Genomic DNA, 26,149 nt, shown 5'->3' on the forward strand with positions numbered 1-26,149 from the left:
AAATAATGGCTTGGGATCGACGTTTTACGATGTGCAACGTGGGGCGACATTGCGAAATGCCGAATTTGTGCCACGCACCACGATTTTTTACGAAGCGCGGGAGCGTGTCACATCGTGAAATTTCGAGCCCGATGCGATGATTGCGCAGAAGAAATTCATCTGAACCTCAGCCTGAACGCGGCCGAACCGATCAGAGCGCGAGCCGATCGAGGAAAGCGAGCATCGCGCGATTGAATTGCGCGGGCCTTTGCAGCGGCGCGAAATGGCTGACTTCCGGCAATGAGATCAGTTGTGCGCCTGGAATGCTGCGCGCCAGATAGGCGGCGTGTTCCGGCCAGATGAATTCGTCGTGCTCGCTTTGCACAATCACCACCGGCACACGCACCTCGGCGAGATCGCGTGCGGTGTAATTGGGTTGCGTCTTCATCATCTCGCTGACGGCGGCGACGAATGCTTCGAAGTCGGCGGGTGTCGCCGACAGTTGCGCGTAGTCGCGGGCATGCCGGCCGAAGCAGCGGCCGATTATCGGCGTCTCCACAAACGGCCTGGTGCCGCCCGGGTCCATATTGCAGCCGAAGAAAAACACCCCGGTCACGCGCTCGGGCGCGGTGCGGCCCAGCACCATCGCGATACAGGCGCCGTCGCTCCAGCCCACCATGGCCGCGTGTTCGAGCTGCAAGGCGTCCATCACGGCGAGCACGTCCGACGCCATCAATTCGTAGGTGTACGGCTGGGCGTCGCGCGTGCTGCGGCCGTGGCCGCGGCTGTCGATCACTACCGCGCGATATCCCGATTCCATCAGCGCGGCGACCTGGTAACCCCAATTGCCGCTGTGACCGAGACCGCCGTGCAGCAGGATCACGGGCTTGCCCGTGCCATACGATGCAAACCAGATGCGCGCGCCTTCGTATTCGACGTAGCCGTCTTGCTTCGAAGCCGGCAGCGCCAGCGCGCCGCCGGCTTCGAAGCGCTTGAGGTCGTCGTCGTGCGGGGGAGTTGAGGGTTGCATCGTCGTAGGCTCCTCTGTTGCCTTGGAACGGCTAGGTTGCCACTGTTACGACGCCGGCATCAACCAACTACGAGTTTTTGCACGACGGCGCAACGCGGCAACTTCAACGACTCGCGAGCATGCCGATCTTCGACGGCACGCTGCGCTTGCAGATTGAGCGCGATTCGCTGCGCCGCTGATGCCGTGCGGCACGACGCGAGCAGTTACCCGGGTTGTGCAGGCGGTGACGCGGCCCAATGCTGACCGGCGCCGAAACGCAGTACGCAGGGTGAGGTTGGATCGCTGAAAAGCGTGAGCGGGGCATTCGTCGGCGGGTTCGACGAATCAGCGGCCATTGATGCCACGCCCGGCATTCGTCGGCCACGCTTATTCTGCATTTTATATAAATGACGTGATAAAGAGACTGGCGCGTTTATTGATTAATCTGCGCCTTAGCCACACTATCGGCAGGAACTTGAATAACTTGAGTGGATGAATATCGAAATATCGTTTTCGGAAGTATTCGATCCGTTGTTAAAGACCGCATTGCGCGATTAACTAAAAAACCCGGCGCGCGGGCCGGGTTGGTCGAGGGCCGCGCAATCAGCCGCGCGGCCATTACGCCTGGTGAAACCCGGCGCTTACTTCGACACGTATGCCACGTAAGGCCCCACGCCGCCGCCCGTCGACGTCTTGCCGTCGATCCCGTAGTACACGTGACGGCCGAAGAAGAACGGCAGGCCGTAATCGAACTGGTGGGGCGACGCCTGATAGGCGCCGATGTTGTTGAAGGCGTGGTTGCCGGTCGCCGCCAGGGTCAGCACGCTGGCAATATTGAAGCCCAGCGTGATGCTCGACGAATTGCTGCCTGCCAACGTCGCCGTGCGTCCCACCGGGGTGCTCGGCACGTAGTACTGCGTCGACGACACGATTTGCGTCGGGATCGTCAGGTCGGGGAAGAACATCACTGTCGAGCCGGAATCGAAGAACGTCCGGCTGTACGTGAAGCCCCCGTAGTTCGACGTGAAATCGTTATAGACGTCCGTCGGGATCAGCGACGCCCCTGTACCCGTCAGCGCGTTATTGGCCTGGGTGTCGATGCCGAAGACGAGCGTGCCGTAGGTCGATGCGCTGCCGGTGTCGGCCACCTGCGCCATTTCCAGAATCACGCCGTTGTTGTCCGGGGTAGCGAACTTCGCGACCGGATTCGTGATCTGGTTTGCCAGCAGCACTTGCGCCGTGTTGCCGGCATTGGTGTAGTAAAACTGCGTTTGAACCGTGTTCTGACAAGCCAGGCCGCAGTCGGTCTGACCCGAGCCGATGCCGAGAATACCGTTCGCGTGCAAGTCGCTGGTCGTCACGAGTGCGCGGCCGCCGCCCTGCGTGCAATCGGTCGGCGCGGCGGTGATCAGCGCCGGGTCGCTGATCACGTGAATCGGCACTGACGAGGCCGTCTCGCCGGACAGCAGGACGTCCGCCTGCTGCACCGTTCCCCATGCATAGCCACTGCCGAACAGCGCGCATTCGGCAAGCGTCTGACCGTTGCCATCGGGCTCGCGGGTAAGCAGGGCGGCGGTTGCAGACGGAATCGCGGAGCTGACGAGGCGCAGCCCCACCGAACCCGTATCGACGATGACATTGTTGATCGTCGCGCAGTTGGCGCTCGAACCCGGCGGACAAACGGTGACGCTGACCATCGGCTGATTGTTGATGGCCGTTGCCCCCACCGTCACCGGCACCGTATTGGCCTGAGTGGAATCCGTGGGCACTGCAGTCGCGTCGACGGCGAGTACGTTCGGCGGCGAATTATTCGTCACCGCCGGCGAACTCACGGCGAGCGGCGCGCTGACCGTCGAACTATTCGAGTTGGCTGAACTGTTGTTGCTACTTCCACCACCCCCACCGCAGCCGGCCAGACTCAGGCCGAGCGCCGCGGCAATGATCCATGCGATTTTGCGCACTTTTTATTCTCTCGTTTGATTGGTGTGAATTACTTGATATCGGCAGCGCTCATGCCTTGGGGCAGCGCTTGCGGCAGATAGGCACGGCCTGCGAAGGCGCCCATGTGACCGCCGATTTCCACGACGAGGCCGGACTGATGCACCACGGCCGAGCTATAACCGCCGCCTTCGGACGCGTGTGCGTCGGTCAGCGCCTGAACGTAGGTGGGGAAGTACGTGTCGAGCAGCGTCTTGAGCGGCGGCATGGTCGGGCCTTGCCAGGTCAACGCGAACACGGTGTTCCCCGCCGTGAGGTACTCGTCGACGACCGTGCCCGAAGGCAACGTGGTCTGGCTGATCGTGTAGGCGGGCGCTGCGGCGCTGGCGCCGGCGGAATAGCGCGCAACGGTCGCGCCGCCCGGACTGACTGCGCCGGCGGTGGTGCTGCTGAACGTGACCGGATAGGTCGGCGCGCCGCCTAAGCCCGCGTAAGCGGGCGCGATCGCGGCGAACGTCGCGGTGGCCACCACGAGCGTTCGAAATCGGCTGATTATCATTTTTTGATTTTGGAAGTTTTCGGAAGATGCGTGAACGCTGAATCCCGTCGACGCAGACGCGATATTAAGACATTGCGGCGTTTTAAATAAGATGAATAGCGCGGTTAATTCGATTCTGTTTGATTTTAGAGTCAAACTTCCTGTCGACTGTAATTAGACAGCCGGTCAATTCGCTGTCACCGGCACGCGGCGGAAACACAGTTGCCGTGTGGTTGCAACAATCGGAGTGGGCTATGCAGTCCTTATGGCGCAAGGGTTTCGGCGCATTGCGGACGGTGCAGTCCGAAGTCTTGGGAAGCGCAGCCTGTTTTTCCCGACCGGCCTTGCCTATAGATTGGTATCCAACGCGGACCACCGCAAGACGCGCACCGCGGCTTTATTCACTGGATAACTTCGAGAGAACATCATGAGCAAGCTTTTTACGTCGGTCAAAGTGGGACCTTACGAATTCGCGCACCGCGTCGTGCTCGCCCCGCTCACGCGGATGCGTGCCGAAGACGGCGCACGGCCCGGCCGCCTGATGGCCGAGTACTACGCACAGCGCACCTCGCCCGGCGCGCTGCTGATCGGCGAAGCCACGATCGCCGCGCCCGAAGGCAACGGTTACCTCGGCGCCCCCGGTCTCTATGAAGATAGTCAGATTGCCGGCTGGCGCGAAGTGACGGACGCGGTGCACGCCAAGGGCGGCACGATCTTCCTGCAGCTGTATCACGCGGGACGTCAGTCGAACGCGGAATTGCAGCCCGACGGACGTCGACCGGTGGGGCCGTCCGAAGTCTTGCATGGCGGTGTGGCCTACACGAACGCCGGCTGGATTCCGAATACGCCGAACCGCGCGCTGGAGGTCGACGAGATCGCCGCGATTGTCGAGCGTTTCCGCACGGCCGCCGAACGCGGCGTGAAAGCGGGCTTCGACGGCGTCGAATTGCATGGCGCGAACGGCTATCTGTTCGACCAGTTCCTGCAGGACGGCAGCAACAAACGCACGGACGCCTATGGCGGTTCGTTTGAGAACCGCGCCCGTCTGCTCATGGAAGCGACCCGCGCGGTGATCTCCGTGTGGGGCAGCAACAAAGTGGCCGTACGCCTCGGCCCAAGCGGTTCGTTCGGCGACATGTCGGATCAGGATCCGGTCGGCCTCTTCAGCTATGTCGCGCAAGAACTCGCCAAGCTCGATCTCGCGTACCTGCATCTGATCGAGCCGCGTATCGTGGGCAATGTCGAAGACGAAAGCCGCGACGCGAATCCGGTCGCCGCACAAACCATCCGCAAGCACTACGCGGGGACGATCATTGCGGCGGGCGGCTTCAAGGGCGCGTCGGCTGAAGCGATTCTCGCCGATGGCGATGCCGATCTCGTGGCGTTCGGCCGCGACTTCATCGCCAATCCCGATCTGCCGGAACGGCTGCGCCGCGACTTGCCGCTCAACCCGTACGATCGCCCGACCTTCTTTGGCGGCACGGAAGTGGGCTACACCGACTATCCGTTCTACGAAGATGAAGCGGTGAGCGCGTAAGCGTCAGGAGGCGGCGCGCGTTGCCGCCGCCTCGACCGGAAACAGATGTTCGCTCAGATAGTCGACGAAGACTCGCGCCTTGGGCGAGATCTGTCGCCCGGACGGCCACAGCGCGCGAAATACGGTGAGTGTTTCCAGATAGGGTTGCAGTACCGCCACTAGCGAGCCTTGCGCGAGTTGGGCACGAACCGTGAAATCCGGCGCACAGGTGAGGCCGAGGCCTTGCTCGGCAAGAAAGGTCAAGGGTTCGACAGCCGTGACGATCGCGACGGTCGGCAGTTCGATGTCGATCGTCTCGCCGTCGCGGGTCAAGGGCCAGCGGCGCAACTTGTTGGTGGTCGGAAAACGATGCTGCAAACAGGCGTGATCGCGCAGTTGCTCGGGCTCGGTAGGCACGCCGTGTTTCGCAAAGTAGCCGGGCGAGCCGACGATCACGTTACGGTAGGTGCCCATCGCGCGCGTGACGAGTGTCGAGTCGATCGCGTCGCCGGTGCGGGTCACCACGTCGAAGCCTTCCTCGATCACGTCGACCATGCGGTCGGAGAAATCGATGTCGAGCGTGATGTCGGGATAGGTCTTCATGAAGGCGCCGATCACCGGCATCATCAGCTTGCTCACCATCGGCATACTGACATGCAGGCGTCCGCGCGGCTCGGCATTGGCGAGCGCCAGTTCCGTTTCGGCTTCCTCGATTTCGAGCATGATGCGCTGACAGCGCGTCAGGAAGGTCGCGCCTTCGGGCGTCAGTGCAATGCTGCGCGTGCTGCGGTGAAAGAGCCGCACGCCGAGCCGTCCTTCGAGTCGCGAGATCGCCTTGCCGACCGCCGATGAGGAAATCCCCAACTGGCGTCCCGCTTCGGTGAAGCTGCGGGTTTCGGCCGCGCGCACGAATACGTTGAGCGAGCCGAAGCGATCCATCGCGCCGGGCGTGGCGCCCGAGTCGCTGGAAGCGATCGGCGTGGCGGGCGGTCCGGCGGGTCTGGGCGGCGTCATCGGAAGCTCCTGGTCAGGGGCGTTGTAACACTCGGGAAAACAGCACGTCCTTCACCTTGACGACCGGCGCAACATTGCGCTGCGCCTTGGCCAGCAGAAACGCGCCTTGCATCGACGAGACGATGAACGATGCAATCTCCGCGCAGTTCGTATCGGCGCGCAACTCGCGCTCGCTGACCGCCGCTTGCAAGCAATAGAGCACGGCCTGTTCGATCTCGCCGAAGATCGCGTTGATGCGCGCGCGGATCGTCTCGTTGTCGCTCGAGTCCGCGGCGAAGTTGCCGAGCAGGCAACCGTTGCGCGATTCGTTCTGGCGAATCAGTTCGATATGAAGGTCGATGTATTGGCCGAGACGAAGCAACGGTTGAAGCTCGTCATTGAACAGCGTGTCGTTCAGGTCGTCGCGCGCGCGTTCGAAATACCGCTCGATCACTTCGAGACCGAACGCTTCTTTCGACGCGAAGTGATTCGTGAACGAGCCATGCGGCACGCCCGCCGCCTTGACGATATCCCGCACGCTCGATCCGTTGAATCCGAATTCGTGGATGACACGCATGCCTTCGGCGATCAGCGTGTCTTTATGTGAGGGTTTCGGCATGGTCGGAAGGGTCGTTGGCAGTTCGGTCGCCCCGCATTGTGTCATGCACGGCTGCGGGGCGGGTCAGAGCGGGCGCCGGCAACACCCTGCGATGTGGCCGGCGCCGCCCGGAGATGAAGCGTTACACACCGGCGAACATGTCGTTGAATTGCGTGACGAAGGCCGCTTCGTTCGGACCGGCGTTGTTGCGCAGCGGCCGGGCGATCTCGACGATGGCTTCGTCGGCATCCGTGCCCAGTTCCTGCATGGTCTGCTCGATGAACGGTGCGAGCGGCATCGCGCGTGGCTCTTCATTGCTGTTGAGCAGATCCGTCTGCACCCACGGCGGGGCGATTTCGACGACGCGCACCGAGGTGTCCTTCAGCTTGTAGCGCAACGATTGCGAGTACGAGTGCATCGCGGCCTTGGTCGACGAATAGACGCCGGCGATGGCCATCGGCACGAAGCCGAGGACCGACGAGACGTTGACGATCGTCGCGTCTGTCTGTTGCTGCAGATGCTCGACGAGTGCGCCCGTCAGACGGATCGGGCCCATCAGGTTGGTGGTGAGCGTGGCGACGATCAGGGCGTCGTCGACCGGCTTGCCGAGGTCGTCGAGTTGCATGATGCCTGCGTTGTTGATCAGGACGTTGAGCGATGGATATTGCGCGATCAGTTGCTGCGCGACCGAGGCGATGCTTTGCGGATCCGAGATGTCCAGTTCGACGGATTGCATGCCGGGATTGGCTGCGATCGTCGCCGCGAGATTCGCCTGGCGGCGACCGGCGATGATGACCTGATTGTCGAGCCGATGGAATGCTTCAGCGAGTCCGCGACCAATGCCTGAGCCGCCGCCCGTGATGAGGATCGTGTTGCCCGTGAGTTTCATGGTGTGTCTCTTGAGTGATTGAAGGTCCGCGTGGTCCGAGGAACGGCGACAGGCGATGTGGAGAATATGTACGAACGTATTGACTCGATCAAGCGGATCGGAATGAATGCACTGTTTCGCTGGGGCTAACAATTGGATTGGGGCTGGGGCCGGCGTCGGCGCTCTGGGGAGGCGGTTGCGGCTTGGGCAGAATGAAGCTGGGGTCGGGCGCAGTGAGTCAAGGCGGGCGCGTTGGGTTGGCTCGGGCGTCGGCCGGACACCTCCCGACCGTCGATCGAAGCCGCCAGGCGGCGCGGGCTTTGCACCCGCTCGCCGCCGACTCAGCCGCCGGCCTTGCTCGACTCGTGCGCGCGGCGCAATCGTTCGCGGCTGTTGCTCAGGTGCATGCGCATGGCGGCGCGGGCGTCGTCGGGGTCCCGCCGTTCGATCGCGCGATAGATCAACTGATGCTCGTTGAGCACGTTACGCAGATGGTCGATCTGGTCGAGTTCGGCGATCTCCGCCGTGCCGAGTCGCGTGCGCGGACTGACGGCGCGGCCGAGTTGGCTGAGCACGTCGAAGAAATAGCGATTGCCGCTGGCGCGCGCGATCTGCAGATGAAATTCGATGTCGTGCGCGACCGTGTCCGTGCTGCCCCGTTCGAGTTCGGACTCGAAACGCTCCAGCGCGCCGCGCATCAACTTGAGGTTGTGCTCGCTGCGCCGCGCGGCGGCGAGCGCGGCCGACGCGGCCTCGACGTCGATGCGGAATTCGATGATCGCCATCACGTCGAGCATGTTGGAAAGATCGGCGGCGGGCAATTGCACCGGTTTTTCCGCGGACGGCGCCAGCACGAAAGTGCCGATGCCGTGACGCGTCTCGACGATGTTCGCGGCCTGCAGGCGTGAAATCGCCTCGCGTACCACGGAGCGGCTCACGCAGAGCTGCTTCATCATCGCGACTTCGGTGGGGATGCGGTCGCCGGGCCTTAGAAGACCACGGCGGATTTCGTCGGAAAGGGTGGCCACCACCTTCTCGGTCAGGCTGCTCATTGCTGGGGTTGGTTGGGTTAGTCGGCTGGGGATGGGGTCATCATAGCGGTTGTCTGATGACGTGTGGGGCGATGGTTGATGACTGGGTTTGGCGTTGAGTGAGTCGTCGAGCGGTTGTCGCGGATGACTTGCGATTGCTTTGGCTCCTACACGGTGTGTAAGAGTCGGCATAGGTTCGCGTGGTTTGGGTCAAGAAGAATGCAATTTTAGGAGTTGTCGGATAGGTCGATATTTAAATCTCCTTAAGAGTTGTGGCGCCGCACTCGCCATAAAAAAACTCAAGGAGAAGCATGAAAGCCCGGATAGTCCATCGACCATCGACAGACAGCGTAGTTCGCCGGTTTGTCGTGTCCTGTTTTCTGCTGATTGGCGTTCACGCCAACGCCGCAGATTACGGGCAGTGCATGCAGATTTATCAGAGATCCCTCGGGGTGCCCGGAACCCCGAGTTGCGCGATCCAGGTGGCTGGCACGTCACCGATGTCGAGGGGCGCAGGCGATCCCTTCGGCAGCATGAATTACTCCAACTGCCCGAACGCTCTGGACTGGATCAAAGACTATTGCGCCGGCGCGCCGGTCCCACCTTCTCCTGAAGGCTCGTGCCCGGTAGCGGACCCGGTGTTGCCGGCCGAGGGCATGGTCACGCTCTTCGAGACTGACTTTGCGAACGGCGACGCGTTACCACTAGCCTTTGGACGTACCTATCTTTCCCGGCCTTATGACACGACGCAGACGGCGATGGGCCGCAACTGGGTCAACAACTGGCAGCGAAGGATCGACCTGTCGGCGGTCAATGCGAGCGCGCCGCAACTTACTGTCTATCGGGGCAATCAACAGCCCTTGACGTTCAACTGGAACGGGAAAGCGTGGACGCTGCTGGGAAATCGTGGGCTCTCGCTAACGAAAGCGGCCGACGGTTACTACTACCTGAAGGATGAACTGCTCGGCACGACGGAGGCCTATGCGGTCAGCACCGGCGAGTTGTATTCAGAAACCACGCGCACAGGAATGCTCCGCAAGTTTCTGTTCGACTTCAGAAACCGGATGGTGCAGATCAATGAGACTGCAGTCGACAACATCACGTTTAACCGATTCAAGGTAGGACTCGAGTACGACGATAGCGACCGCATCGTTGCGATGACGGATCCGTTGGGCAACGTCACGCGTTATAGGTATGACGCAAAGGGCAATCTTGCTTCGGTGACTCACCCGGATGCCTCCATTCGTCAATATCTATACGAAGACAGCCGCTTCCCGAATGCCTTGACTGGCGTCAAGGATGAATCGGGATCAAGAATAGCGACGTGGACTTACGACGCCAATGCTCGCGTGACATCGGTCACGCATCCCGATACGAAACGCAATGCTTCGTTTAGCTATGCCTCTGGGAAGACGACGCTCAGCAGCCCGTACGGTACGAGTACCTTCAGCTTCAGTTTCCCGGATGCGTGGCGTGCGGGTTCGATTGTCACGCCGGACGGGACCGTCTCGCGCCAATGGGACTCGGCCGGAAATCTGACGCAGAGGACGACCCCCGAAGGGACGACGCAATACACGTGGGACAGCGCCAACCGGCCGACGAAGGCCACGGCGACGATCGGCGGCAATCGGACGGTGACGACGATCGAGTACGCCGACGCTAGTTCGCTGCGTCCGCATCTCGTGGCAACACCCGGCCGGATTCGTGCGTTTGTCTACGACGCAAATGGCAACGTCACGGGCTACGCCGATCAGGAGTCGACTGACGCCACAGGCGAGCTCGGGATGCAGGCGCCCAGGGCCGGTAACGTTATGACGGTGGGCGCTCGCTACGATGCGGCAGACCGTCTGATAGCGGCTACGATCAGCCGCAATGGCGCGAAGACCGAAGACTGGACCTACACGTACGACGCGCGCGGCAACATCGCGACGACGACGGATGCCGTTTCGGGTTGGTCAATGCGAACGCTCGAACGTGACGCGGCGAATCGCGCGACGGTTATGGCAGGCAATACCGGCCAGGCCACGATCGGTTACGACGATCGCGGCCGCGCGATGGCATTCCAGTACGACGAGAGGGCGGCAGTTGCAAACGGTGGACTCGCTCGCAAGCTGTTGGTCCGGTATGGCTATGCACTGGACGGCACGTTATCGACGCGAACCGCGACCGTGGCGACGAATGGCGGTGCTGCTCAAGCGATTAGCGACGCTGAACTGGGTGTGTGGCTTACCAACTGGGAGTTGGGTAACGATCCGGTTGCGCCAACGGCGAATCTCACGGGGCTTAAGTCGGATGCTGACGGGTTTGTTCCGAAGCTTTGCGTCGAGTGTTATTTGACGTGGAAAGCGAAGCTGACGTGGAAACTCTTCAGCGGGGAACTAGAAGCGGCATACGGGAAGTCTGGCGACGCTATGGAATTGGTGCTAAGCGACCAGTCGCAGATCCCTTATCCCACTCTTGTGCCGGACTCGACGCGTGCGGCAAAGACTTTATTGCTTTACACCGGCGTGTTCGGAGCCGAGGGCGATGGAGGTGCAATGGTAAAGTGCGGCGGCCGAGAGGATCACGAGAACCAATGCTTCCAGCAATATGATGCTCATATCGAGATGTGTGGCTTCATCGCTCCTAAAATGGGTGGGGCCCGTGCAGTGGCTCTGTGCAAACAAAGAGCGTTCCAAATTTACCAAACGTGCCGAGGTTTTTGATGGCCAAGCATCCACCGTATTCTGTTGTGCTGACCTATTTTGAAGACCGCCAGGAGTTTGCGCTGCAAGCTGTGGCGCGATCGAAACTGGCTCCGGCCATCGCTGGAACATTGGAGATTCCTGTGCTGCTAGACGAGCACAGTTTCAAACTTGACGATGCATTCGCCAGACGGCTCGGCGCCATGATGCTCAGTCTTGTCGCGTTGGGTCAGCCTGACCTTGAACAGTACATCAGCATCAGCCAGCAGCCAATCGACGAGCCGAGCAGCGGAGATGATTGATGGAAATTAATCCAATCTATCCGTGGTTTTGAATTACAAAGAAAATCCGCGGCAGTTGACCATGCAAGCGGTCGACCCCGAACTCAAAACATACTTTACGGTTAAGCAGTACCCAATCGAGGGACCGCCCAGGCGATGAGGCCGGTAATCGGAAGTCATCCAGCGGTTATAACTTACGACGAAGACACTCCACAGCTGGGTGTGCAGTTAGTCGAGCCAGCGAAGCTCGGCCCCGCTGCAGCTGCCGCGTTCAAAGCGCCAATTCTGCTGGACGACTTCGATTTCAAGCTTGATGACGAATTTGCGCGGCGATTTGGCGCTTCTATGCTCAGTCTAATCGCGCTAGGCCAACCGGGCATCAAGCATTTCATGTCCGTTAGGCTGTATCCACTCGACAGTTCCGGCAACAGACAGGTCACTGACGACGACTAAAACCAATGTGTTCGAGCAACTCATCGACGTGAGCAGAGAGTAACTTGGATCCACGAGCAGAAGGGCAGCACGCGTTGCCCCTCTGCGTACTCACCGCTGCAGAGCAACATGACTGATCCTGCAGTCATCGGACGTCTTATTTTAATCAAATATTATGGTCGCGCGACGCATCACCACGCCGACTAGCCTATAAATAGGCAATTTAACAGGGTAAACACCACACTGACTTCCCCCACCCGCTCCATGTAATATGTCATCAGACAACGTATCACGCGTTTCGATCAAGCCACCCGCCGGCCGAAACTGGAGACAACTCGTGACATCTGCATCCGCGCATCCCACCGACCCGCTCGAATCCGCGGTCGCCAAGGTCAAGCGACACATCCTGCCGCTGTTCCTCATCATGTTCATCGCGAACTACATCGATCGCGTGAACATCGGCTTCGTCAATTCCCACATGCAGACGGACCTCGGCATTGGTGCCGCAGCGTACGGCTTGGGCAGCGGCCTGTTCTTCATCGGCTACGCGCTGTTCGAAGTGCCGTCGAACGTGTTGATGCAGAAGTACGGCGCGCGCGCCTGGCTCACCCGCATCATGGGCACGTGGGGTCTCGTCGCGGCGGCCATGGCCTTCGTCTGGAACGACACCTCGTTCTACGTGCTGCGTTTCCTGCTCGGCGTCGCCGAAGCCGGTTTCTTCCCCGGCGTGGTCTTTTACTTCACGCAGTGGCTGCCGCAAAAAGAACGCGGCAAAGCGGTCGCGGTATTTCTCGCCGGCTCGGCGCTCGCATCCGTGCTGTCGGGTCCGATCACGGGCAGCCTGCTGTCGATTCGCGGCTTCGGTCTGCACGGCTGGCAATGGATGTTTCTCGTCGAAGGCGGCTTCTCGATCGTACTGTGCGGCGTCAGCTGGATGCTGCTGAAGTCGCGCATTCGCGACGCCTCGTGGCTCACGGCCGACGAGCAACGCGTGCTCGAAACTTCGATTGCCACGGAGCAGGCCGAACGCGACGCGCACGGCGGTGCCCATCTGCCCGCCGCGAAGCTCCTCAAGGACCCGCAGATTCTGCTGTTCTGCTTCCTCTACTTCGCGATTCAATTGACTATCTACGCAGCCACCTTCTGGCTACCGACGATCATCCGCAAAATGGGCGGCCTCTCCGATTTCGAAGTCGGCATGCTCAACGCGATTCCGTGGCTTATCGCCATGTTCGCGATGTACTGTTTCGCGGTGTTGTCGGCGAAGTGGCGCTTTCAGCAGGCGTGGCTGGCCGTGGCGCTGGTCATCGCCGCATGCGGGCTGTTCGCTTCGACGTCGGGTAATCCGGTGTTGTCGTTCGTCGCAATCTGTTTTTCGGCGATCGGTTTCAAAGCGGCGGCCTCGCTGTTCTGGCCGATTCCGCAGGGCTATCTCGACGCTCGCGTAGCCGCGGCCGTGATCGCACTGATCAACTCGGTCGGCAACCTCGGCGGCTTTTTCGCGCCGGCCGCCTTCGGCTATTTGCAGCAGCACACCGGCTCGATTACTGGCGGCCTGTATGGCTTGGGCGTGGCCTCGTTGATCGCGGCAGGCGCAGGCTTCCTGACGCGTAATCGACGCGTGAATCACGACGTGTTGCCAGAATCGCTGCAACATAAAGCCCACTGACCGACACAAGCCGATCGTGCGCCAAACAGAATCCCCTTTCCGTCCGACGCCGCCGTCGAGCGCAATTGCGCCACGCGTTGATGCTCGCGCGCCGGCTCACTAAACCAACCTATCAGGCACGTCACCATGTCCACGAACACAACTCAAGCCAACGCGACGCCGGTCGTCACCGAACTGCGTGTCGTGCCGGTCGCCGGCCGCGACAGCATGCTGATGAATCTGAGCGGCGCGCACGGCCCGTTCTTCACGCGCAACATCGTGATTCTGCGCGACAGCGCGGGGCACACCGGCGTCGGCGAAGTGCCGGGCGGCGAGAGCATCCGCAAGACGATCGACGACGCGCGTCCTCTGGTGGTCGGCCAGTCGATCGGCAATCTGCAAGCCATCCTGAACAAGGCGCGCACACAATTCGCCGACCGCGATGCGGGCGGTCGAGGTCTGCAAACTTTCGATCTGCGCACCACGATTCATGCGGTGACCGCGCTCGAAGCCGCGTTGCTCGATCTGCTCGGTCAGCATCTCGGCGTGCCGGTGGCGGCCTTGCTCGGCGAAGGTCAGCAACGCGACGAAGTGGAAATGCTTGGCTACCTGTTCTACATCGGCGATCGCAAGAAGACCGATCTGCCGTACTCCAGCGGCGTCGAGTGCGGCGACGACTGGGACCGCGTGCGCACCGAAGAAGCGATGACGCCCGAAGCCGTCGTCCGTCTCGCCGAAGCGGCGCAGGCGCGTTACGGTTTCAACGACTTCAAGCTGAAGGGCGGCGTGCTGCCGGGCGATGCGGAGATCGAAGCAGTCACCGCGCTCGCCGAACGCTTTCCCAAGGCGCGCGTGACGCTCGATCCGAACGGCGCCTGGTCGCTCGCCGAAGCGATTCGCCTGTGCCGCGACAAGCACGACGTGCTGGCCTACGCGGAAGACCCGTGCGGCGCGGAAAACGGCTACTCGGGCCGCGAGGTGATGGCGGAATTCCGTCGCGCGACCGGCTTGCCGACGGCGACCAATATGATCGCCACCGACTGGCGTCAGATGGGTCACGCGATCCAGTTGCAGTCGGTGGATATTCCGCTGGCCGATCCGCACTTCTGGACCATGCAGGGTTCGGTGCGCGTGGCGCAGATGTGTAACGAATGGGGACTCACGTGGGGCTCGCATTCGAATAACCACTTCGACATTTCGCTCGCGATGTTCACGCACGTGGCGGCTGCCGCACCCGGCAAGATCACGGCGATCGACACCCACTGGATCTGGCAGGACGGCCAACGTTTGACGCGCGACCCATTGCAGATCATCGGCGGCAAGGTCAAGGTGCCGCAAGCAGCCGGCCTTGGTATCGAGTTGGATATGGACGAGATCGAGAAAGCGCACGCGCTGTATCAGCAGCACGGCCTCGGCGCGCGCGATGACGGCGTGGCCATGCAGTACCTGATTCCGAACTGGAAGTTCGATAACAAGCGTCCGTGCCTCGTGCGCTGATTACACGGCGAGCCAGATCTGGCGTTACAGCAGCGGCTCATGTGAGCCGCTGCGCCGTTCAGTTGCGCCGTTCAGCTACGCCGAAACACCACGTGCGAAATCCGCTGCACCAGCAAGGCCGCCACCAGCGCGGCCACTGCAGTCAGCCACACGCCGATATGAATCGACTGCACCAGCGCATCGCGCGCCGTATCGATCAGCGCGGGCGTGTTGAGCCCTGACGGTTTCATGTCGGCGATCAGTTTCAGTCGCGAGGTCTCGTCGATCAGAATGCGCAGATCGACGAAGCGAGGCCGCCATTGCGATGCGGCCGGCTCGCCGAGCACGCTCATCGTGCGCGTGACCACATCACGGTAATGATGCGACACCACAGTCGCCACGATGCTGGTGCCGAGCATCCCGCCGACCATGCGGGTGGACTGCAACAGCGCGGTCGTGATGCCGAAGCGCTCGCGCCCGGCAATTTCCTGACCGAACACATTCAGATTATTGAGGATGAAGCCGAGGCCGATGCCGACGGCGCCCATTGGCAATTCGATCCAGATATGCGGCGTCTCGGGATTGGCAAAGGCCAGCGCGATCGAGGCGAACAGCAGCAGCGCAAAACCGATCGACAGAATCCGCGTGGGCTTCTTCATGTGAATCACGATGCGCGTGTTGAGCAGGCTGCCGAGCGCGATGCAGGCCGCGATCGGCGTGGCGAGCAGGCCCGCCTGCTGCGGCGATAGTCCGAAGCCGCCTTGCAACAACAGCGGCGCGAAGAAGATCAGCGAAAACATCACGAAGCCGGACAGCATGCCGAGCGTGAAGAGCGTGACGAGTTGCGCGTCCTTGAAGAGATCGAGTGGAATGATCGGATGGGTGGCGCGCTTCTCGCAGATCAGCAGGGCAATCGCGCCTGCGATCACGCATACGGCCAGCACGATATTGCCGGCGGTCAGGCCGTTCTTCGGTACGCCTTCGATGAACGCCTGCAAGCCGCCGAGCACGGCGGCGACCAGCGTCGCGCCGAGCCAGTCGATTTTGACTTCGCCGTCATGCGGGCGCTTGAAGCTGGGCAGATGCGCCCAGATGAAGTAAAGCGCAGCCGCGCCGACCGGCAGGTTGATCAGGAACGTGGAGCGCCAGCCCCAATGCTCGCTCATCCAGCCGCCCAGCGACGGGCCCGCCGCCGTGCCGATGCCGTACGCGGCCGCCATCACCACTTGCCAGCGCACGCGTGCGCGCGGATCGGGAAACAGATCGGGGATCGACGCGAACGCCGTGCCGACCATCATGCCGCCGCCGATACCTTGCAAGCCGCGCGCGATCACCAGAAACAGCATGTCGTTGGCGACGCCGCACAGCACCGACGCCACGGTAAACACGATCACCGCGGCGATCACGAATCGCTTGCGGCCGAAGTAGTCGCCGAGACGCCCGAACACCGGCACCGTGACGACCGACGCCAGCAGATACGCACTGGCGATCCATGCGTAGTACTCGAAGCCGTGCAATTCGGCGACGATCGAAGGCAGCGCGGTGCTGACGACGGTCTGGTCGAGCGCGACCAGCATGTTGACCAGACCGATGCCGAGCATCGCGAACAGGGCGTTTCTGAAGGGCAGGGCAGTAGCGGTCGGATTCACGGATCTGGGCGGACGGCGTTTGGAGGGGAGACTGCGCGGCGGTGCGCAGGTCGGGGTTTGACAAGCCAAGTCCTCTAGTTGTCCTACCTCTATGCTGGGATTATACGGGTTTTCCCCAGGGTGAAACTATTTGCGTCTCAACATTACCGGCGAAGGCCGCCTCGCGATTGAGCGCACCAAGGCAGGCCTCGCCGAGGTCAACAAGCGCCTCGACGAGGGTTTCACGGACGACGAGATGGACGTGGTGGCGTGCTGGCTCGCCGCGTTGCAGGACAAGTTTCCGCCGGGCTAACGCCCCGCGCTCCGCATCTCAACCCTTGGCCCAGGCCTCGGCCATTTCTTTCGCGAAGTCCCGATACGAGCGAGGCTGACGGCCCAGCAGGGTCGCCAGACGATCGATATCCGCTTGCAATGCCGCCGCGCCGTCCTGCTGATAACGGCTCATCATCAGACGCATGTCGTAGGCGAGCCACGCGGGCGCGGCGCCTTTCAGACGCTGCTCGAGCAAGTCGAGATCGTCGCCGCCATAACGCACCGTGCGGCCCAATTCGTCGGCCCAGATCGCCGCCACGTTCTCCGACGTGATCGCCTCCGGCCCGACCAGCGCATAGGTCTCGCGCGGCAGACGGCTCGCGGCACGTTCGCGGCGCAGCAACTCACGGGCGGCCGCGTCGCCGATATCGCGAACGTCGACCATGGAAATGCCCTTGCCGCCGATCGGCATGCCATAAACGCCATGCGTGAGCAGCGGCTCTTTCTGCCGCGCATCGTTCTGGATGAAATACGCGGGACGCAGCACGGTGGCCGGCATATCGAGGTGTTCGATCATGCGCTCGACCGTGTACTTGCCGGTGAAGTGCGGTACGTCGACATAGTCGGCGCCCTTGAAGACCGACAGATACACCACGCCTTTCACGCCGGCGTCGCGTGCGACGCTTAAGGTTTGCAGTGCCTGCGTGAGTTCGTCGGCGGCGTTGGGCGCGAGCAGAAACAGCGTGCTCACGCCGGTCAGGACGCGCCGCAAACCGTCTACGTCGGCGAGGTCGCCTTGTACTGCCGTGACGCCGGCCGGGAATTGCGCCTTCTCCGGCGAGCGGGTCAGCGCGCGGATTTCCGCGCCGCTGCCGTTCAGATGTTCCAGAACCTGCTTACCGACGACGCCTGTGCTACCGGTAACGAGAATTGCCATGATGTTTCTCCTGGTTTGGGAAAGGCTGTAGTCAGCCCGTAGACACACAATAGACGTTCCACTTTTCGCTAGATAGTGCAAAAATGAAGACGCCTTGTCTCATTTTCGGAACGATCATGGATCTTATGTCGCTGGCCGATTTCAATGCGGTGGCGCTGCACGGCGGCTTTGGCCCGGCCAGTCGCGCGCTCGATCGTCCCAAGGCCACGCTGTCACGGCGCGTGGCGGAGCTGGAAGAGCAACTCGGCGTGCGGCTGATCGAGCGCGGTTCGCGGCGCTTGAGGTTGACCGAAGAGGGACTCGTCCTGCATGAACGTACGCGCGGCCTCATGTCGGAAATCCAGGAAGCGGGTGAGGCCGTGGCGTCGCGCGCGCCGGTGCCGCGTGGCCGCTTGCGCATCAGTGCGCCGGTTGTTTTCTCGCATGTCGTGCTGTGCGCCATCGCCACGCGTTTCGCGCTCGCTTATCCGCAGGTCGAACTCGAACTGGTGGCGGAAGATCGCGTCGTCGATCCGGTCGAGGAGGGCTACGACCTCGTCATTCGCATCGACCCGCCGCATGACGAGCGCCTGATCGGACGGCGCATTCTCGGCGACGAGCGCTTCGTGGTCGCCGCCCCCACCTTGTCGTTACCCCCGGCAGCCGCAAGCGGAATGCCCGCGCCGACGGTGCCCGCCGTGATGTTCGGCGCGTCGTCCGACGCGGCGTGGACGCTGCGCACCGCAGATGGCGACACGCGTACGCTCACGCCGAGCCCCGTGCTGCGGCTGTCGTCGCTGTTGATGGTGCGCGACGCGGTGCTGCAAGGCCTGGGCGCAGCGCGGTTGCCGAAGTTGCTGGTCGAGCACGATGTCGCAGCCGGGCGTCTGGTGTGCTGGGGTATCGAAGATCGGCCGCCGGTCGAAATCTGGGCGCTGTATAACTCGCGGCGCTTGCTGAGCGCCAAGGTCAGGGCGTTCATGAACCTGCTGCAGGACTTGCCGGCGCGTGATGGGCGGCCCGCATGACAGCGAACCAGCTGTGCGGCCACCTCGTGCCCGCGTTGGAGTCGGGTTCCTATCCGGTGCGCCCGGGCAACCGGTTGCGTGCGCTGATCGATAGCGGCCCGGCGTTCCGGCGCATCTGCGAAGCGGTCAATGCGGCGCGGCACAGTGTCTGGCTCACCATTACGTTTGTCGCGCCTGACTTCCCGATGCCGGACGGACAGGGCAGCTTTCTCGACGTGCTCGACCGCGCGGTCGAGCGAGGGCTGGATGTGCGCGTGCTCTTCTGGCGTCCGAATCCCGAGAGCCGCGGATATGGGCAAGCGTTCGCCGGGTCGCCCGACGACATGGCGTTGCTTCGTGCGCGCGGCTCGCGTTTTCTGGCGCGTTGGGACCGTGCCCATGGACGTTTTTGCCAGCATCAGAAGACGTGGCTGATCGACGCCGGGCAGCCTTCCGAAACAGCGTTTGTCGGCGGCATCAATCCGACTTTCAGGCTAGTGGAGCCGGGACATGCGGGCGAAGGGCAGCGTCACGACGTCTATTGCGAAGTCACCGGGCCGTGCGCGACCGATGTGCATCACAACTTCGTTCAACGATGGAATGAGGCGAGTGAGCGGCATCGGCCGGACGGCACATGGGCGCATAGCGGCGACGAACCACTGGCGTTTCCGGTTGCGCCATCGGCGCCCCGCGGCAGCGCTGTCGTGCAGATCCAGCGCAACGTTCATGCGGGCTCCTATCGCGACCGTCATGCCACGCCAGGCGGTGTCGACTACGACATCGGCGCGGGCGAGCGGTCCGTCTCCGATCAATACGTCTTCGCGATCAAGGCGGCGCGCCAGTCGATCTACATCGAGAATCAGGCATTGCCCATCGCGACCATCGCGGACGAACTCGAGCAGGCGCTCAAACGCGGCGTGCAGGTGGTCTGTCTCGTGCCGGGAGAACCGGAGATTCACGTTCATCACTGGCGTCAGTCTTCCGACTATGCGGCGTTCTTTGCCGGGATCGAGGCGCTCGGCCGCTATGAAAGCTTCACGCTGGCGGGCATCGCAGGGCGCACACCGTCCGGTGAACGCAGCCATGTGTACGTTCACGCCAAGCTGATGCTGATCGACGACGCATGGGCAACCCTCGGCTCGTGCAACCTGCACGCGAATTCGCTCAACGGCCATAGCGAAATGAACGCAGCGGTGTGGGACGCCGACTGGGTGCGCGCGTTGCGCTGTCAACTGCTGCTCGAACATCTTGCAGAGGACACCGGCGACATGGACGCCCGTGAGGCCTTGCAGCTTTATCGCCGCATTGCGGATGAAAACACGTCGCGTTGGCAAGCCGGCGATTCGAACTGGCAAGGACTCGCTTTCACACTCGATCCGGCGACGTACGGGATGTAGCCGACACGGATTGCTTTCGACCGCATTTTGGTGAGGTAATCTCGCGAGCTTTGGCTGCACGTGCCGACACGCCGACCGTGCCGGAACATAGAACGACACACGACACCTCCAGACAAAACGCCCATGCGACGACGCGGATTCTTCAAGTCCTTCGGCCTGCTGGCCTCAGGCTTAGTCTCAAAAGGCGCGGCCGCCGCGCCGCCACTAACGACATCGACATCGGCATCGCCGGACATGGCTGCAAGCGCGACGCAAGCCACGCGTCATGCATTGAGCCGCATCGACGCTCTTGACCGCCATGGCCCGCGTCTTCGCAGCATGATCGAACTGAATCCCGATGCATTGAGAATCGCCGCCAACCTCGACAGCGAGCGCGCTCGCGGCAAGCAGCGCGGTCCGCTGCATGGCATGCCGGTCGCCATCAAGGACAACATCGCGACCGGCGACCGGATGGCGACGACTGCGGGGTCGCTCGCCCTCGACGGTGTGCACGCGACCCGCGACGCCGAACTCGTGCGCCGCTTGCGCGCGGCAGGCATGGTGATCGTCGGCAAGACGAATTTGAGCGAATGGGCGAATATTCGCTCCACGCGTGCGACGAGCGGCTGGAGCGGGCGCGGCGGCTTGACGCGCAATCCCTATGGGCTGGACCGCAACACCAGCGGCTCGAGTTCGGGCTCCGCAGCGGCGGTTGCAGCGGGCCTGGTGCCGATGGCAATCGGCACGGAGACGGATGGATCGATCGTCTCGCCCGCATCGATCTGCGGTCTGGTCGGACTCAAGCCGACCGTCGGCCGCGTGAGTCGCGACGGCATCGTTCCGATTTCCCATTCGCAGGACACCGCGGGACCGATTACGACGTCGGTGCGCGACGCGGCGTTGCTGCTGTCGGCCATTGCGGGAAGCGATGCGCGCGACCCGCAGACCGCGACGGCGCCCGCGCCCGGTGACTATCTGCGAGCGCTGGGCAAGGGCGCGCTGAAAGGCGCGAGAATCGGCGTGGCGCGCGAGTTCTTTACGGGCCACGACGAAGTCGATCAACAGATCGAGTTGGCCATCGCGCAACTCAGGCTGCTTGGCGCCGATGTGGTCGATCCGATCGATTTGCCGCGCGTCGGTTACGACAAGGAAGAGTTGTCCGTTCTGTTGCACGAATTCAAACACGATTTGCCGCGCTGGCTCGAGACGTTCGCGCCTCACGCGCAGGTTCGCACGCTCGCCGACGTGATTGCGTTCAACGACGCGCATCGCACGCTCGAGCAGCCGTATTTCGGCCAGGAACTGTTCGTTCAGGCCGAGGCGTTGGGCGGTCTGGACAGCGACGCCTATCTGGGCGCACTGGCGACGTGCCGAACCCAGTCGCGTGACGAAGGCCTGGATCGCGCGCTGCGTCGGCACAGCCTCGATGCGATCGTCGCGCCGACGGGCGGCACGGCGTGGCTTACCGATTTCGTCAACGGCGACAACTCCGGCGGCGGCTTTTCGACGCCTGCCGCGGTGGCCGGCTACCCGCATCTCACGGTGCCGGCCGGACAGGTGCGCGGTTTGCCCGTTGGCTTGTCGTTTGTCGGGGCTGCGTGGAGCGAAGCGCGTCTGTTGGCCTTCGGTTACGCCTTCGAGCAGGCGACTCAATGGCGTCGGCCGCCACGCTATCCGATGCACACCGCTTTGCCTTCGCTCATAGGCACTTAAAAAGCGATGAGATTTCGCGGCGGCTATTTGAACTGATACCCTTCGCTGACTACGCCCGTCTGCTCAACGTGTTGCTGGAGGACTGCCTCTGTTCCGCGTCGCGAAAACTTCGGTCGAGAAAGCGAATGTGTCCGGCACACGGGGCAGGGTCGCCTGCCGTGCTGCGTCGATGCGCCGGTTGGGTCTTTGCATGGGTCTGCTGTTCTGCGCGCGGGGCGTGGCGGCGGCAGACGGCGGCACTGTCGCCCTCTACGGCGTGTTCGACACCAGCCTCGAAATCACCAATCCCGGTTCCGGCTGGACATCCCGCCTCGACTCGGGCGCCTACCGTGGCTCGCGCGTCGGTCTGCGCGGCGCGGAGCCGATCGGCGACGGCACCGATATCGTTTTCACGCTGGAGAACGGTTTCAGTTCCGTCGATGGCTCGCTTCAGACCGCCGGTGTGTTATTCAACCGCCAGGCATGGATCGGCGCGCGGGGCGCGTGGGGCGAACTGCGCTTCGGGCGACAGTACACGCCGCTTTATATTCCCTTCAAAGGCGATCTCGATGCGTTCGGTGCGGGCACGATCGCGTCCGGGCTGAACAACCTGTCGAAGATCACGCCTTATGCGAACAACGCGATCACTTATCTGTCGCCCGACATTCACGGTTTCAATGCGACCGTCATGATGGCGACACGCGATCCTTCGGAAAACGACGGCAACGGGATCGACGGCTACTACCTCACCGCCACCTATCAGATCGACGCGCTCAGGCTCCTGTACGCGCGCCAGCAGACACACGGCGCGGGTGCGCTGCGAGCGAACCTCGGCGGCGCGACTTACGCAGTGGACAAGCTCCGCGTGTGGCTCGCGTTTTTCAACGGCGACGGCGGCACGCCGCTCTATCATGGCGCGGGCGGCGCACTGTCGGCGCAATACAGTTTTTCGTCGGTGGCGCGGGCGTCGCTCGGTTATGCGTACGTGCGCGACTATTCCACGGGCGGCGCCAGTGCCGACCAGTTCAGCGCGGCATTCGAATACAACCTGTCACGCAGCTTGCTGCTCTATTTCAGCGCGGCTTATCTGTCCAATCATGATGACGCCCGCTTCACGTTGCGCGGCGTCAACGTGACCGGTCTGCCGGTGGCTTACCCCGGCGCGCCGGTTAAAGGCGTGCAGTTGGGCGTGATCGAGCGCTTCTAGCTGGCCGAGGCATGACCCCTATCGCGAGAGCCATGCGAGGATTTTTTTCGAAGCTATTGGCTTATGTCGTCCTGCAAGTCGTGGCCATGACGGCATGGCCCATCGACGTTCAGGACTATCTGGCCATCAGCGGCCCGAATCCGCAGGCCACCTTTGCCTATGGCACGGCGCCTTCGCAAAAGGTCGAATTTTTCCATCCTGAAGGACGCGGTCCGTTTCCGGTTGCGATCCTGATCCACGGCGGCTGCTGGCTGACCCGCTATGGCGGCCTGGCGCAATTCCGCATGCTGGCCGCGGCGCTCGCGCGCCAGGGCGTCGCGACATGGAACATCGAGTATCGACGTGTCGACGAGGCGGGCGGCGGCTATCCCGGCACCTATCGGGACATCGCCGCAGCCGTCGATCTGCTCGCCGACAAGGCTCCGCAACTCGATCTCGATCTGCAACGTATCGTCGCGGTCGGACATTCGGCGGGGGCGCAACTTGCGCTGTGGGCGGCGGCGCGCGCCCGCTTGCCTGAATCCAGTGCGCTGTTCGAGCCGACGCCCTTGCACATCCCGACGGTCATCAGCGTGGGCGGGTTGCCCGATCTGCAAGGCAATGCGTCGACGATCAGCCGTTCGTGCCGGATCGACCCCACGTCATTGACCGGCGCCCCGACTAATGCACGCCCCGACGTATTCGCCGATACATCGCCGGCCGCGCTGCTGCCCGACGGCGTCGACACGATCGGCATCAACGGCTCGCGCGACACTATCGCGCCGCCTGCCATCGCACAGGCCTTCAAGGCGCTTGCGCGGGCCAGCGGCGACCGGGCCCGCACCAGCGTCGTGGAGGGCGCCGACCATCTGGACGAGGCGACGACGACATCGCCGGTTTGGCCCGTGCTCGACGCCGACATACTCGACGCACTTATGGCGAGGTAGTGTCTTCAACGTGCAAGACCTGACTCTTCTTAACAAGGACGACATCATGGATCGCAACGAAGTCACGAAGAAAATCCTCGCCGCGAAGGTCGCGAGCAAGCTGACGTGGGCGGAAATCGCCGGGAAAATCGGCAAAAGCAAGGAATGGACGACCGCCGCGATGCTCGGGCAGATGACGCTCGACGCGAAACAGGCTGGCGTCGCGCGCGAGCTGTTCGATCTGACCGACGAAGAAACCGCCTGGCTGCAAATCGTTCCGTATAAGGGCTCGCTGGAAAGCGCCGTGCCGACCGATCCGCTGATCTATCGCTGGTACGAGATCGTGAGCGTGTATGGGACCACCATCAAGGAGCTGATCCACGAGGAATTCGGCGACGGCATCATGAGCGCGATCGACTTTTCCATGGACATCCAGCGTGAACCCAACGCCAACGGCGACCGGGTCAAGGTGGTGCTGAGCGGCAAATTCCTGCCCTACAAGTCGTATTGATCGCGGGTCTGGCGGTACGCCACGGGCCGGTGGGGCGTCGTCTGAGCAGACTCCATCACGGAGGGCTATGCTACCGCTTCGTCCACCCCCCGAGGAGCAACCGATGAAACCTGCATCAGGATCCATGATCACGTATAGCCGTCCGGATGGTCAGCAACTGCAAGGCTATCTCGCGAAGCCGGAGAAACTGGAAGGCGCGCCCGCTGTCGTGGTGATTCAGGAGTGGTGGGGCGTGAACGAGCAGATTCGCGGCGTGGCGGACCGGCTCGCGCGAGCTGGTTATCTGGCGCTGGTGCCCGATCTGTTCCGCGGCAAGACAACCGTGGAAGAGGCCGAAGCAAGCCATCTGATGAGCGAGCTCGATTTCGGCGACGCGGCTGCCCAGGACGTGCGCGGTGCGGTCCAGTACCTGAAGCAGTACGCGCAGAAGGTGGCGGTGTCCGGTTATTGCATGGGCGGCGCGCTGACCTTGCTGGCGCTGTGCAATGTTCCCGAGGTATCGGCCGGCGTGGTGTGGTACGGCTTCCCGCCGCTGGAATACATCGACGCATCGAAAATCAAGGTGCCGCTGCTCGCTCACTGGGGCACGCAAGACGAATTCTTCCCCGCCGAGACCGTCGATGCGCTGGAGAAAAAACTGGCCGGCGCGAGTGTGGACTTCGAGTTCCATCGCTATCTCGCGCACCATGGATTCGCCAACGAAACGGCGGTCGGTCCGGGCCGCATCGCCAAGACCCAGTTCGATCCGCTCTGGTCGCAGGATGCCTGGGACCGCACGCTGACTTTCTACGGACGCACACTCTGGAAGTAAACGACTCGCGCCTGGCCGCCAGGCGCCAGGCGCCAGGCGCAAATCGTGGCAACGTTGGCTTTAAAGCTTCGAGCCGCCGTCCACGTGCAACGTTTCGCCGGTGATCCAGCGCGCAGCGTCCGAGGCCAGGAAGGCCACGGCGCCGCCGATGTCGTCCGGTTGCGCCAGACGCTTGAGCGCCTGCATACCGAGCGTGACGGCGCGGCCCGCGTCGGTCTTCGTGAAGTTCGACATATCCGTTTCCACCACCCCCGGCGCAACTGCGTTCACGCGAATGCCGCGTTCGCCGAGTGCGGAGGCGAAGTGCTTGACGAGCGTATCGACCGCGCCCTTGGTCGCGGCATAAGCCGGCAGCGTGCCGACCGCCGCACGGGCCGCCAGCGACGACAGCAGCACCACGCTACTGCCTTTGCACATCACCGGCAGCAACTGCTGCACGAGAAAGTACGGGGCGCGTACGTTCACGGCAAACAGATCGTCGAAATCCGCGACGGTCGTGTCTTCGATACTTGCCGCCTTCGAAATGCCGGCGTTCGCCACCAGGATGTCGAGCCGCTGGCCGATCACGGCGCGGACCTGTCTGGCGAGTGCGTGAGGGCCATCCGCGTCGCGTAGATTCGCAGCGACTTTCTGGGCGTTGCCGCCGGCCGCCCGAATTTCAGCGACTACGGCGTCGGCCTCTTTCTCTCCGCTGCTGTAATGCACGAGGACCTGTGCGCCCGCCTGGGCAAGGGCGAGAGCGCTGGCGCGGCCGATGCCGCGTGAGGCGCCCGTGACGAGCGCGGTCTTTCCGGTAAGGCTGTTCATGGCGAGACTCCGTGAGGTTGAATCA

At 62.6% G+C, this 26,149-nt stretch carries 23 protein-coding genes; 13 read left to right on the plus strand and 10 right to left on the minus strand.

Features of this window, described 5'->3' with window-relative positions; all coding sequences use genetic code 11:
- Positions 1–190: 190 nt before the first annotated feature.
- From FQ705_RS09305 to FQ705_RS09315, 3 genes are all read right to left on the minus strand, one after another.
- Positions 191–1,009, minus strand: a complete 819-nt coding sequence (locus FQ705_RS09305) for an alpha/beta fold hydrolase (RefSeq protein WP_144140020.1) — start codon at positions 1,007–1,009, stop codon at positions 191–193.
- Between the two features lie 620 nt (positions 1,010–1,629).
- The gene (locus FQ705_RS09310) at positions 1,630–2,949 is read right to left on the minus strand and encodes a DUF3443 family protein (RefSeq protein ID WP_144140023.1); all 1,320 of its coding nucleotides are present in this window, start codon (positions 2,947–2,949) and stop codon (positions 1,630–1,632) included.
- Between the two features lie 29 nt (positions 2,950–2,978).
- Entirely contained in the window at positions 2,979–3,485 is a 507-nt protein-coding gene (locus FQ705_RS09315) for a DUF2844 domain-containing protein (protein WP_144140026.1), read from the minus strand.
- Positions 3,486–3,891: 406 nt separating this feature from the next.
- Between FQ705_RS09315 and FQ705_RS09320 the strand changes: the two genes are divergently transcribed.
- Positions 3,892–5,001 carry an alkene reductase gene (locus FQ705_RS09320; protein WP_144140029.1) on the plus strand — a complete coding sequence of 370 codons (1,110 nt, stop codon included), beginning with the start codon at positions 3,892–3,894 and terminating at the stop codon, positions 4,999–5,001.
- 3 nt (positions 5,002–5,004) lie between these two features.
- Here the strand turns inward: FQ705_RS09320 and FQ705_RS09325 are convergent, their stop codons facing one another.
- The 4 genes from FQ705_RS09325 to FQ705_RS09340 all read right to left on the minus strand — a co-directional run bounded on the left by FQ705_RS09325 (position 5,005) and on the right by FQ705_RS09340 (position 8,491).
- On the minus strand, positions 5,005–5,994 hold the full coding sequence (locus tag FQ705_RS09325) for a LysR family transcriptional regulator (RefSeq protein ID WP_144140032.1): 990 nt from the start codon (positions 5,992–5,994) through the stop codon (positions 5,005–5,007).
- Between the two features lie 13 nt (positions 5,995–6,007).
- A complete protein-coding gene (locus FQ705_RS09330; protein ID WP_144140035.1) occupies positions 6,008–6,592 on the minus strand; it encodes a TetR/AcrR family transcriptional regulator in 585 nt (194 codons plus the stop codon).
- A 121-nt stretch (positions 6,593–6,713) separates the two neighbouring features.
- Complete coding sequence (locus tag FQ705_RS09335; protein WP_144140038.1) at positions 6,714–7,460, minus strand: SDR family oxidoreductase; 747 nt, start codon at positions 7,458–7,460, stop codon at positions 6,714–6,716.
- Between the two features lie 320 nt (positions 7,461–7,780).
- On the minus strand, positions 7,781–8,491 hold the full coding sequence (locus FQ705_RS09340) for a FadR/GntR family transcriptional regulator (RefSeq protein ID WP_144140041.1): 711 nt from the start codon (positions 8,489–8,491) through the stop codon (positions 7,781–7,783).
- 290 nt (positions 8,492–8,781) lie between these two features.
- Between FQ705_RS09340 and FQ705_RS09345 the strand changes: the two genes are divergently transcribed.
- From FQ705_RS09345 to gudD, 4 genes are all read left to right on the plus strand, one after another.
- Positions 8,782–11,175 (plus strand): DUF6531 domain-containing protein, encoded by a 2,394-nt coding sequence (locus FQ705_RS09345; RefSeq protein WP_144140044.1) that lies wholly within the window; start codon positions 8,782–8,784, stop codon positions 11,173–11,175.
- On the plus strand, positions 11,175–11,456 hold the full coding sequence (locus FQ705_RS09350) for a hypothetical protein (protein WP_144140047.1): 282 nt from the start codon (positions 11,175–11,177) through the stop codon (positions 11,454–11,456). Before FQ705_RS09345 ends, FQ705_RS09350 begins: the two co-directional genes overlap by 1 nt.
- An 835-nt stretch (positions 11,457–12,291) precedes the next feature.
- On the plus strand, positions 12,292–13,536 hold the full coding sequence (locus FQ705_RS09360; RefSeq protein WP_260854505.1) for an MFS transporter: 1,245 nt from the start codon (positions 12,292–12,294) through the stop codon (positions 13,534–13,536).
- A gap of 126 nt (positions 13,537–13,662) precedes the next feature.
- Positions 13,663–15,012: a glucarate dehydratase gene (gene gudD / locus FQ705_RS09365; RefSeq protein ID WP_144140054.1), complete on the plus strand. Its 1,350-nt coding sequence runs from the start codon at positions 13,663–13,665 to the stop codon at positions 15,010–15,012.
- A gap of 71 nt (positions 15,013–15,083) precedes the next feature.
- Here the strand turns inward: gudD and FQ705_RS09370 are convergent, their stop codons facing one another.
- Positions 15,084–16,592 carry an MFS transporter gene (locus tag FQ705_RS09370; RefSeq protein ID WP_144142282.1) on the minus strand — a complete coding sequence of 503 codons (1,509 nt, stop codon included), beginning with the start codon at positions 16,590–16,592 and terminating at the stop codon, positions 15,084–15,086.
- 178 nt (positions 16,593–16,770) lie between these two features.
- On the opposite strand from FQ705_RS09370, the gene FQ705_RS34025 reads away from it, so the two are divergent.
- The gene (locus FQ705_RS34025; protein WP_186307818.1) at positions 16,771–16,932 is read left to right on the plus strand and encodes a hypothetical protein; all 162 of its coding nucleotides are present in this window, start codon (positions 16,771–16,773) and stop codon (positions 16,930–16,932) included.
- 18 nt (positions 16,933–16,950) lie between these two features.
- Here the strand turns inward: FQ705_RS34025 and FQ705_RS09375 are convergent, their stop codons facing one another.
- On the minus strand, positions 16,951–17,829 hold the full coding sequence (locus FQ705_RS09375) for an NmrA family NAD(P)-binding protein (protein WP_144140057.1): 879 nt from the start codon (positions 17,827–17,829) through the stop codon (positions 16,951–16,953).
- A 116-nt stretch (positions 17,830–17,945) separates the two neighbouring features.
- Between FQ705_RS09375 and FQ705_RS09380 the strand changes: the two genes are divergently transcribed.
- The 7 genes from FQ705_RS09380 (at position 17,946) to FQ705_RS09410 (ending at position 25,317) form a co-directional block, all read left to right on the plus strand.
- Positions 17,946–18,836, plus strand: coding sequence for a LysR family transcriptional regulator (locus FQ705_RS09380; RefSeq protein ID WP_144140060.1), 891 nt, complete (start codon positions 17,946–17,948; stop codon positions 18,834–18,836).
- Positions 18,833–20,212 (plus strand): phospholipase D-like domain-containing protein, encoded by a 1,380-nt coding sequence (locus FQ705_RS09385; RefSeq protein WP_144140062.1) that lies wholly within the window; start codon positions 18,833–18,835, stop codon positions 20,210–20,212. The genes FQ705_RS09380 and FQ705_RS09385 overlap by 4 nt, the downstream gene beginning before the upstream one ends.
- 123 nt (positions 20,213–20,335) lie before the next feature.
- Positions 20,336–21,904 carry an amidase gene (locus FQ705_RS09390; RefSeq protein ID WP_144140065.1) on the plus strand — a complete coding sequence of 523 codons (1,569 nt, stop codon included), beginning with the start codon at positions 20,336–20,338 and terminating at the stop codon, positions 21,902–21,904.
- 190 nt (positions 21,905–22,094) lie between these two features.
- A complete protein-coding gene (locus FQ705_RS09395; RefSeq protein ID WP_260854427.1) occupies positions 22,095–23,090 on the plus strand; it encodes a porin in 996 nt (331 codons plus the stop codon).
- A gap of 32 nt (positions 23,091–23,122) precedes the next feature.
- On the plus strand, positions 23,123–24,016 hold the full coding sequence (locus FQ705_RS09400) for an alpha/beta hydrolase family protein (RefSeq protein WP_144140068.1): 894 nt from the start codon (positions 23,123–23,125) through the stop codon (positions 24,014–24,016).
- Between the two features lie 46 nt (positions 24,017–24,062).
- On the plus strand, positions 24,063–24,506 hold the full coding sequence (gene cynS / locus FQ705_RS09405) for a cyanase (protein WP_144140071.1): 444 nt from the start codon (positions 24,063–24,065) through the stop codon (positions 24,504–24,506).
- 103 nt (positions 24,507–24,609) lie between these two features.
- Positions 24,610–25,317 (plus strand): dienelactone hydrolase family protein, encoded by a 708-nt coding sequence (locus FQ705_RS09410; RefSeq protein WP_144140074.1) that lies wholly within the window; start codon positions 24,610–24,612, stop codon positions 25,315–25,317.
- 60 nt (positions 25,318–25,377) lie between these two features.
- Here FQ705_RS09410 and FQ705_RS09415 read toward each other — a convergent pair whose 3' ends face one another.
- On the minus strand, positions 25,378–26,124 hold the full coding sequence (locus FQ705_RS09415; protein WP_144140076.1) for an SDR family NAD(P)-dependent oxidoreductase: 747 nt from the start codon (positions 26,122–26,124) through the stop codon (positions 25,378–25,380).
- Positions 26,125–26,149: the final 25 nt, after the last annotated feature.

It is taken from the genome of Paraburkholderia sp. BCC1884 (assembly GCF_900996225.1).
Taxonomy (GTDB): Bacteria; Pseudomonadota; Gammaproteobacteria; order Burkholderiales; family Burkholderiaceae; genus Paraburkholderia.

What these genes read in the sequence shown, in the direction of transcription:
- FQ705_RS09375 (WP_144140057.1), bottom strand. Translation starts at nt 17,829, where the DNA reads ATGGCAATTCTCGTTACCGGTAGCACAGGCGTCGTCGGTAAGCAGGTT.
- FQ705_RS09410 (WP_144140074.1), top strand. Translation starts at nt 24,610, where the DNA reads ATGAAACCTGCATCAGGATCCATGATCACGTATAGCCGTCCGGATGGT.
- FQ705_RS09400 (WP_144140068.1), top strand. Translation starts at nt 23,123, where the DNA reads ATGCGAGGATTTTTTTCGAAGCTATTGGCTTATGTCGTCCTGCAAGTC.
- FQ705_RS09370 (WP_144142282.1), bottom strand. Translation starts at nt 16,592, where the DNA reads ATGCTCGGCATCGGTCTGGTCAACATGCTGGTCGCGCTCGACCAGACC.
- FQ705_RS09380 (WP_144140060.1), top strand. Translation starts at nt 17,946, where the DNA reads ATGGATCTTATGTCGCTGGCCGATTTCAATGCGGTGGCGCTGCACGGC.
- FQ705_RS09345 (WP_144140044.1), top strand. Translation starts at nt 8,782, where the DNA reads ATGAAAGCCCGGATAGTCCATCGACCATCGACAGACAGCGTAGTTCGC.
- FQ705_RS09390 (WP_144140065.1), top strand. Translation starts at nt 20,336, where the DNA reads ATGCGACGACGCGGATTCTTCAAGTCCTTCGGCCTGCTGGCCTCAGGC.
- FQ705_RS09335 (WP_144140038.1), bottom strand. Translation starts at nt 7,460, where the DNA reads ATGAAACTCACGGGCAACACGATCCTCATCACGGGCGGCGGCTCAGGC.
- FQ705_RS09350 (WP_144140047.1), top strand. Translation starts at nt 11,175, where the DNA reads ATGGCCAAGCATCCACCGTATTCTGTTGTGCTGACCTATTTTGAAGAC.
- FQ705_RS09330 (WP_144140035.1), bottom strand. Translation starts at nt 6,592, where the DNA reads ATGCCGAAACCCTCACATAAAGACACGCTGATCGCCGAAGGCATGCGT.
- FQ705_RS09315 (WP_144140026.1), bottom strand. Translation starts at nt 3,485, where the DNA reads ATGATAATCAGCCGATTTCGAACGCTCGTGGTGGCCACCGCGACGTTC.
- FQ705_RS09415 (WP_144140076.1), bottom strand. Translation starts at nt 26,124, where the DNA reads ATGAACAGCCTTACCGGAAAGACCGCGCTCGTCACGGGCGCCTCACGC.
- gudD (WP_144140054.1), top strand. Translation starts at nt 13,663, where the DNA reads ATGTCCACGAACACAACTCAAGCCAACGCGACGCCGGTCGTCACCGAA.
- FQ705_RS09305 (WP_144140020.1), bottom strand. Translation starts at nt 1,009, where the DNA reads ATGCAACCCTCAACTCCCCCGCACGACGACGACCTCAAGCGCTTCGAA.
- FQ705_RS09360 (WP_260854505.1), top strand. Translation starts at nt 12,292, where the DNA reads ATGTTCATCGCGAACTACATCGATCGCGTGAACATCGGCTTCGTCAAT.
- FQ705_RS09340 (WP_144140041.1), bottom strand. Translation starts at nt 8,491, where the DNA reads ATGAGCAGCCTGACCGAGAAGGTGGTGGCCACCCTTTCCGACGAAATC.
- FQ705_RS09385 (WP_144140062.1), top strand. Translation starts at nt 18,833, where the DNA reads ATGACAGCGAACCAGCTGTGCGGCCACCTCGTGCCCGCGTTGGAGTCG.
- cynS (WP_144140071.1), top strand. Translation starts at nt 24,063, where the DNA reads ATGGATCGCAACGAAGTCACGAAGAAAATCCTCGCCGCGAAGGTCGCG.
- FQ705_RS09320 (WP_144140029.1), top strand. Translation starts at nt 3,892, where the DNA reads ATGAGCAAGCTTTTTACGTCGGTCAAAGTGGGACCTTACGAATTCGCG.
- FQ705_RS09395 (WP_260854427.1), top strand. Translation starts at nt 22,095, where the DNA reads ATGGGTCTGCTGTTCTGCGCGCGGGGCGTGGCGGCGGCAGACGGCGGC.
- FQ705_RS09325 (WP_144140032.1), bottom strand. Translation starts at nt 5,994, where the DNA reads ATGACGCCGCCCAGACCCGCCGGACCGCCCGCCACGCCGATCGCTTCC.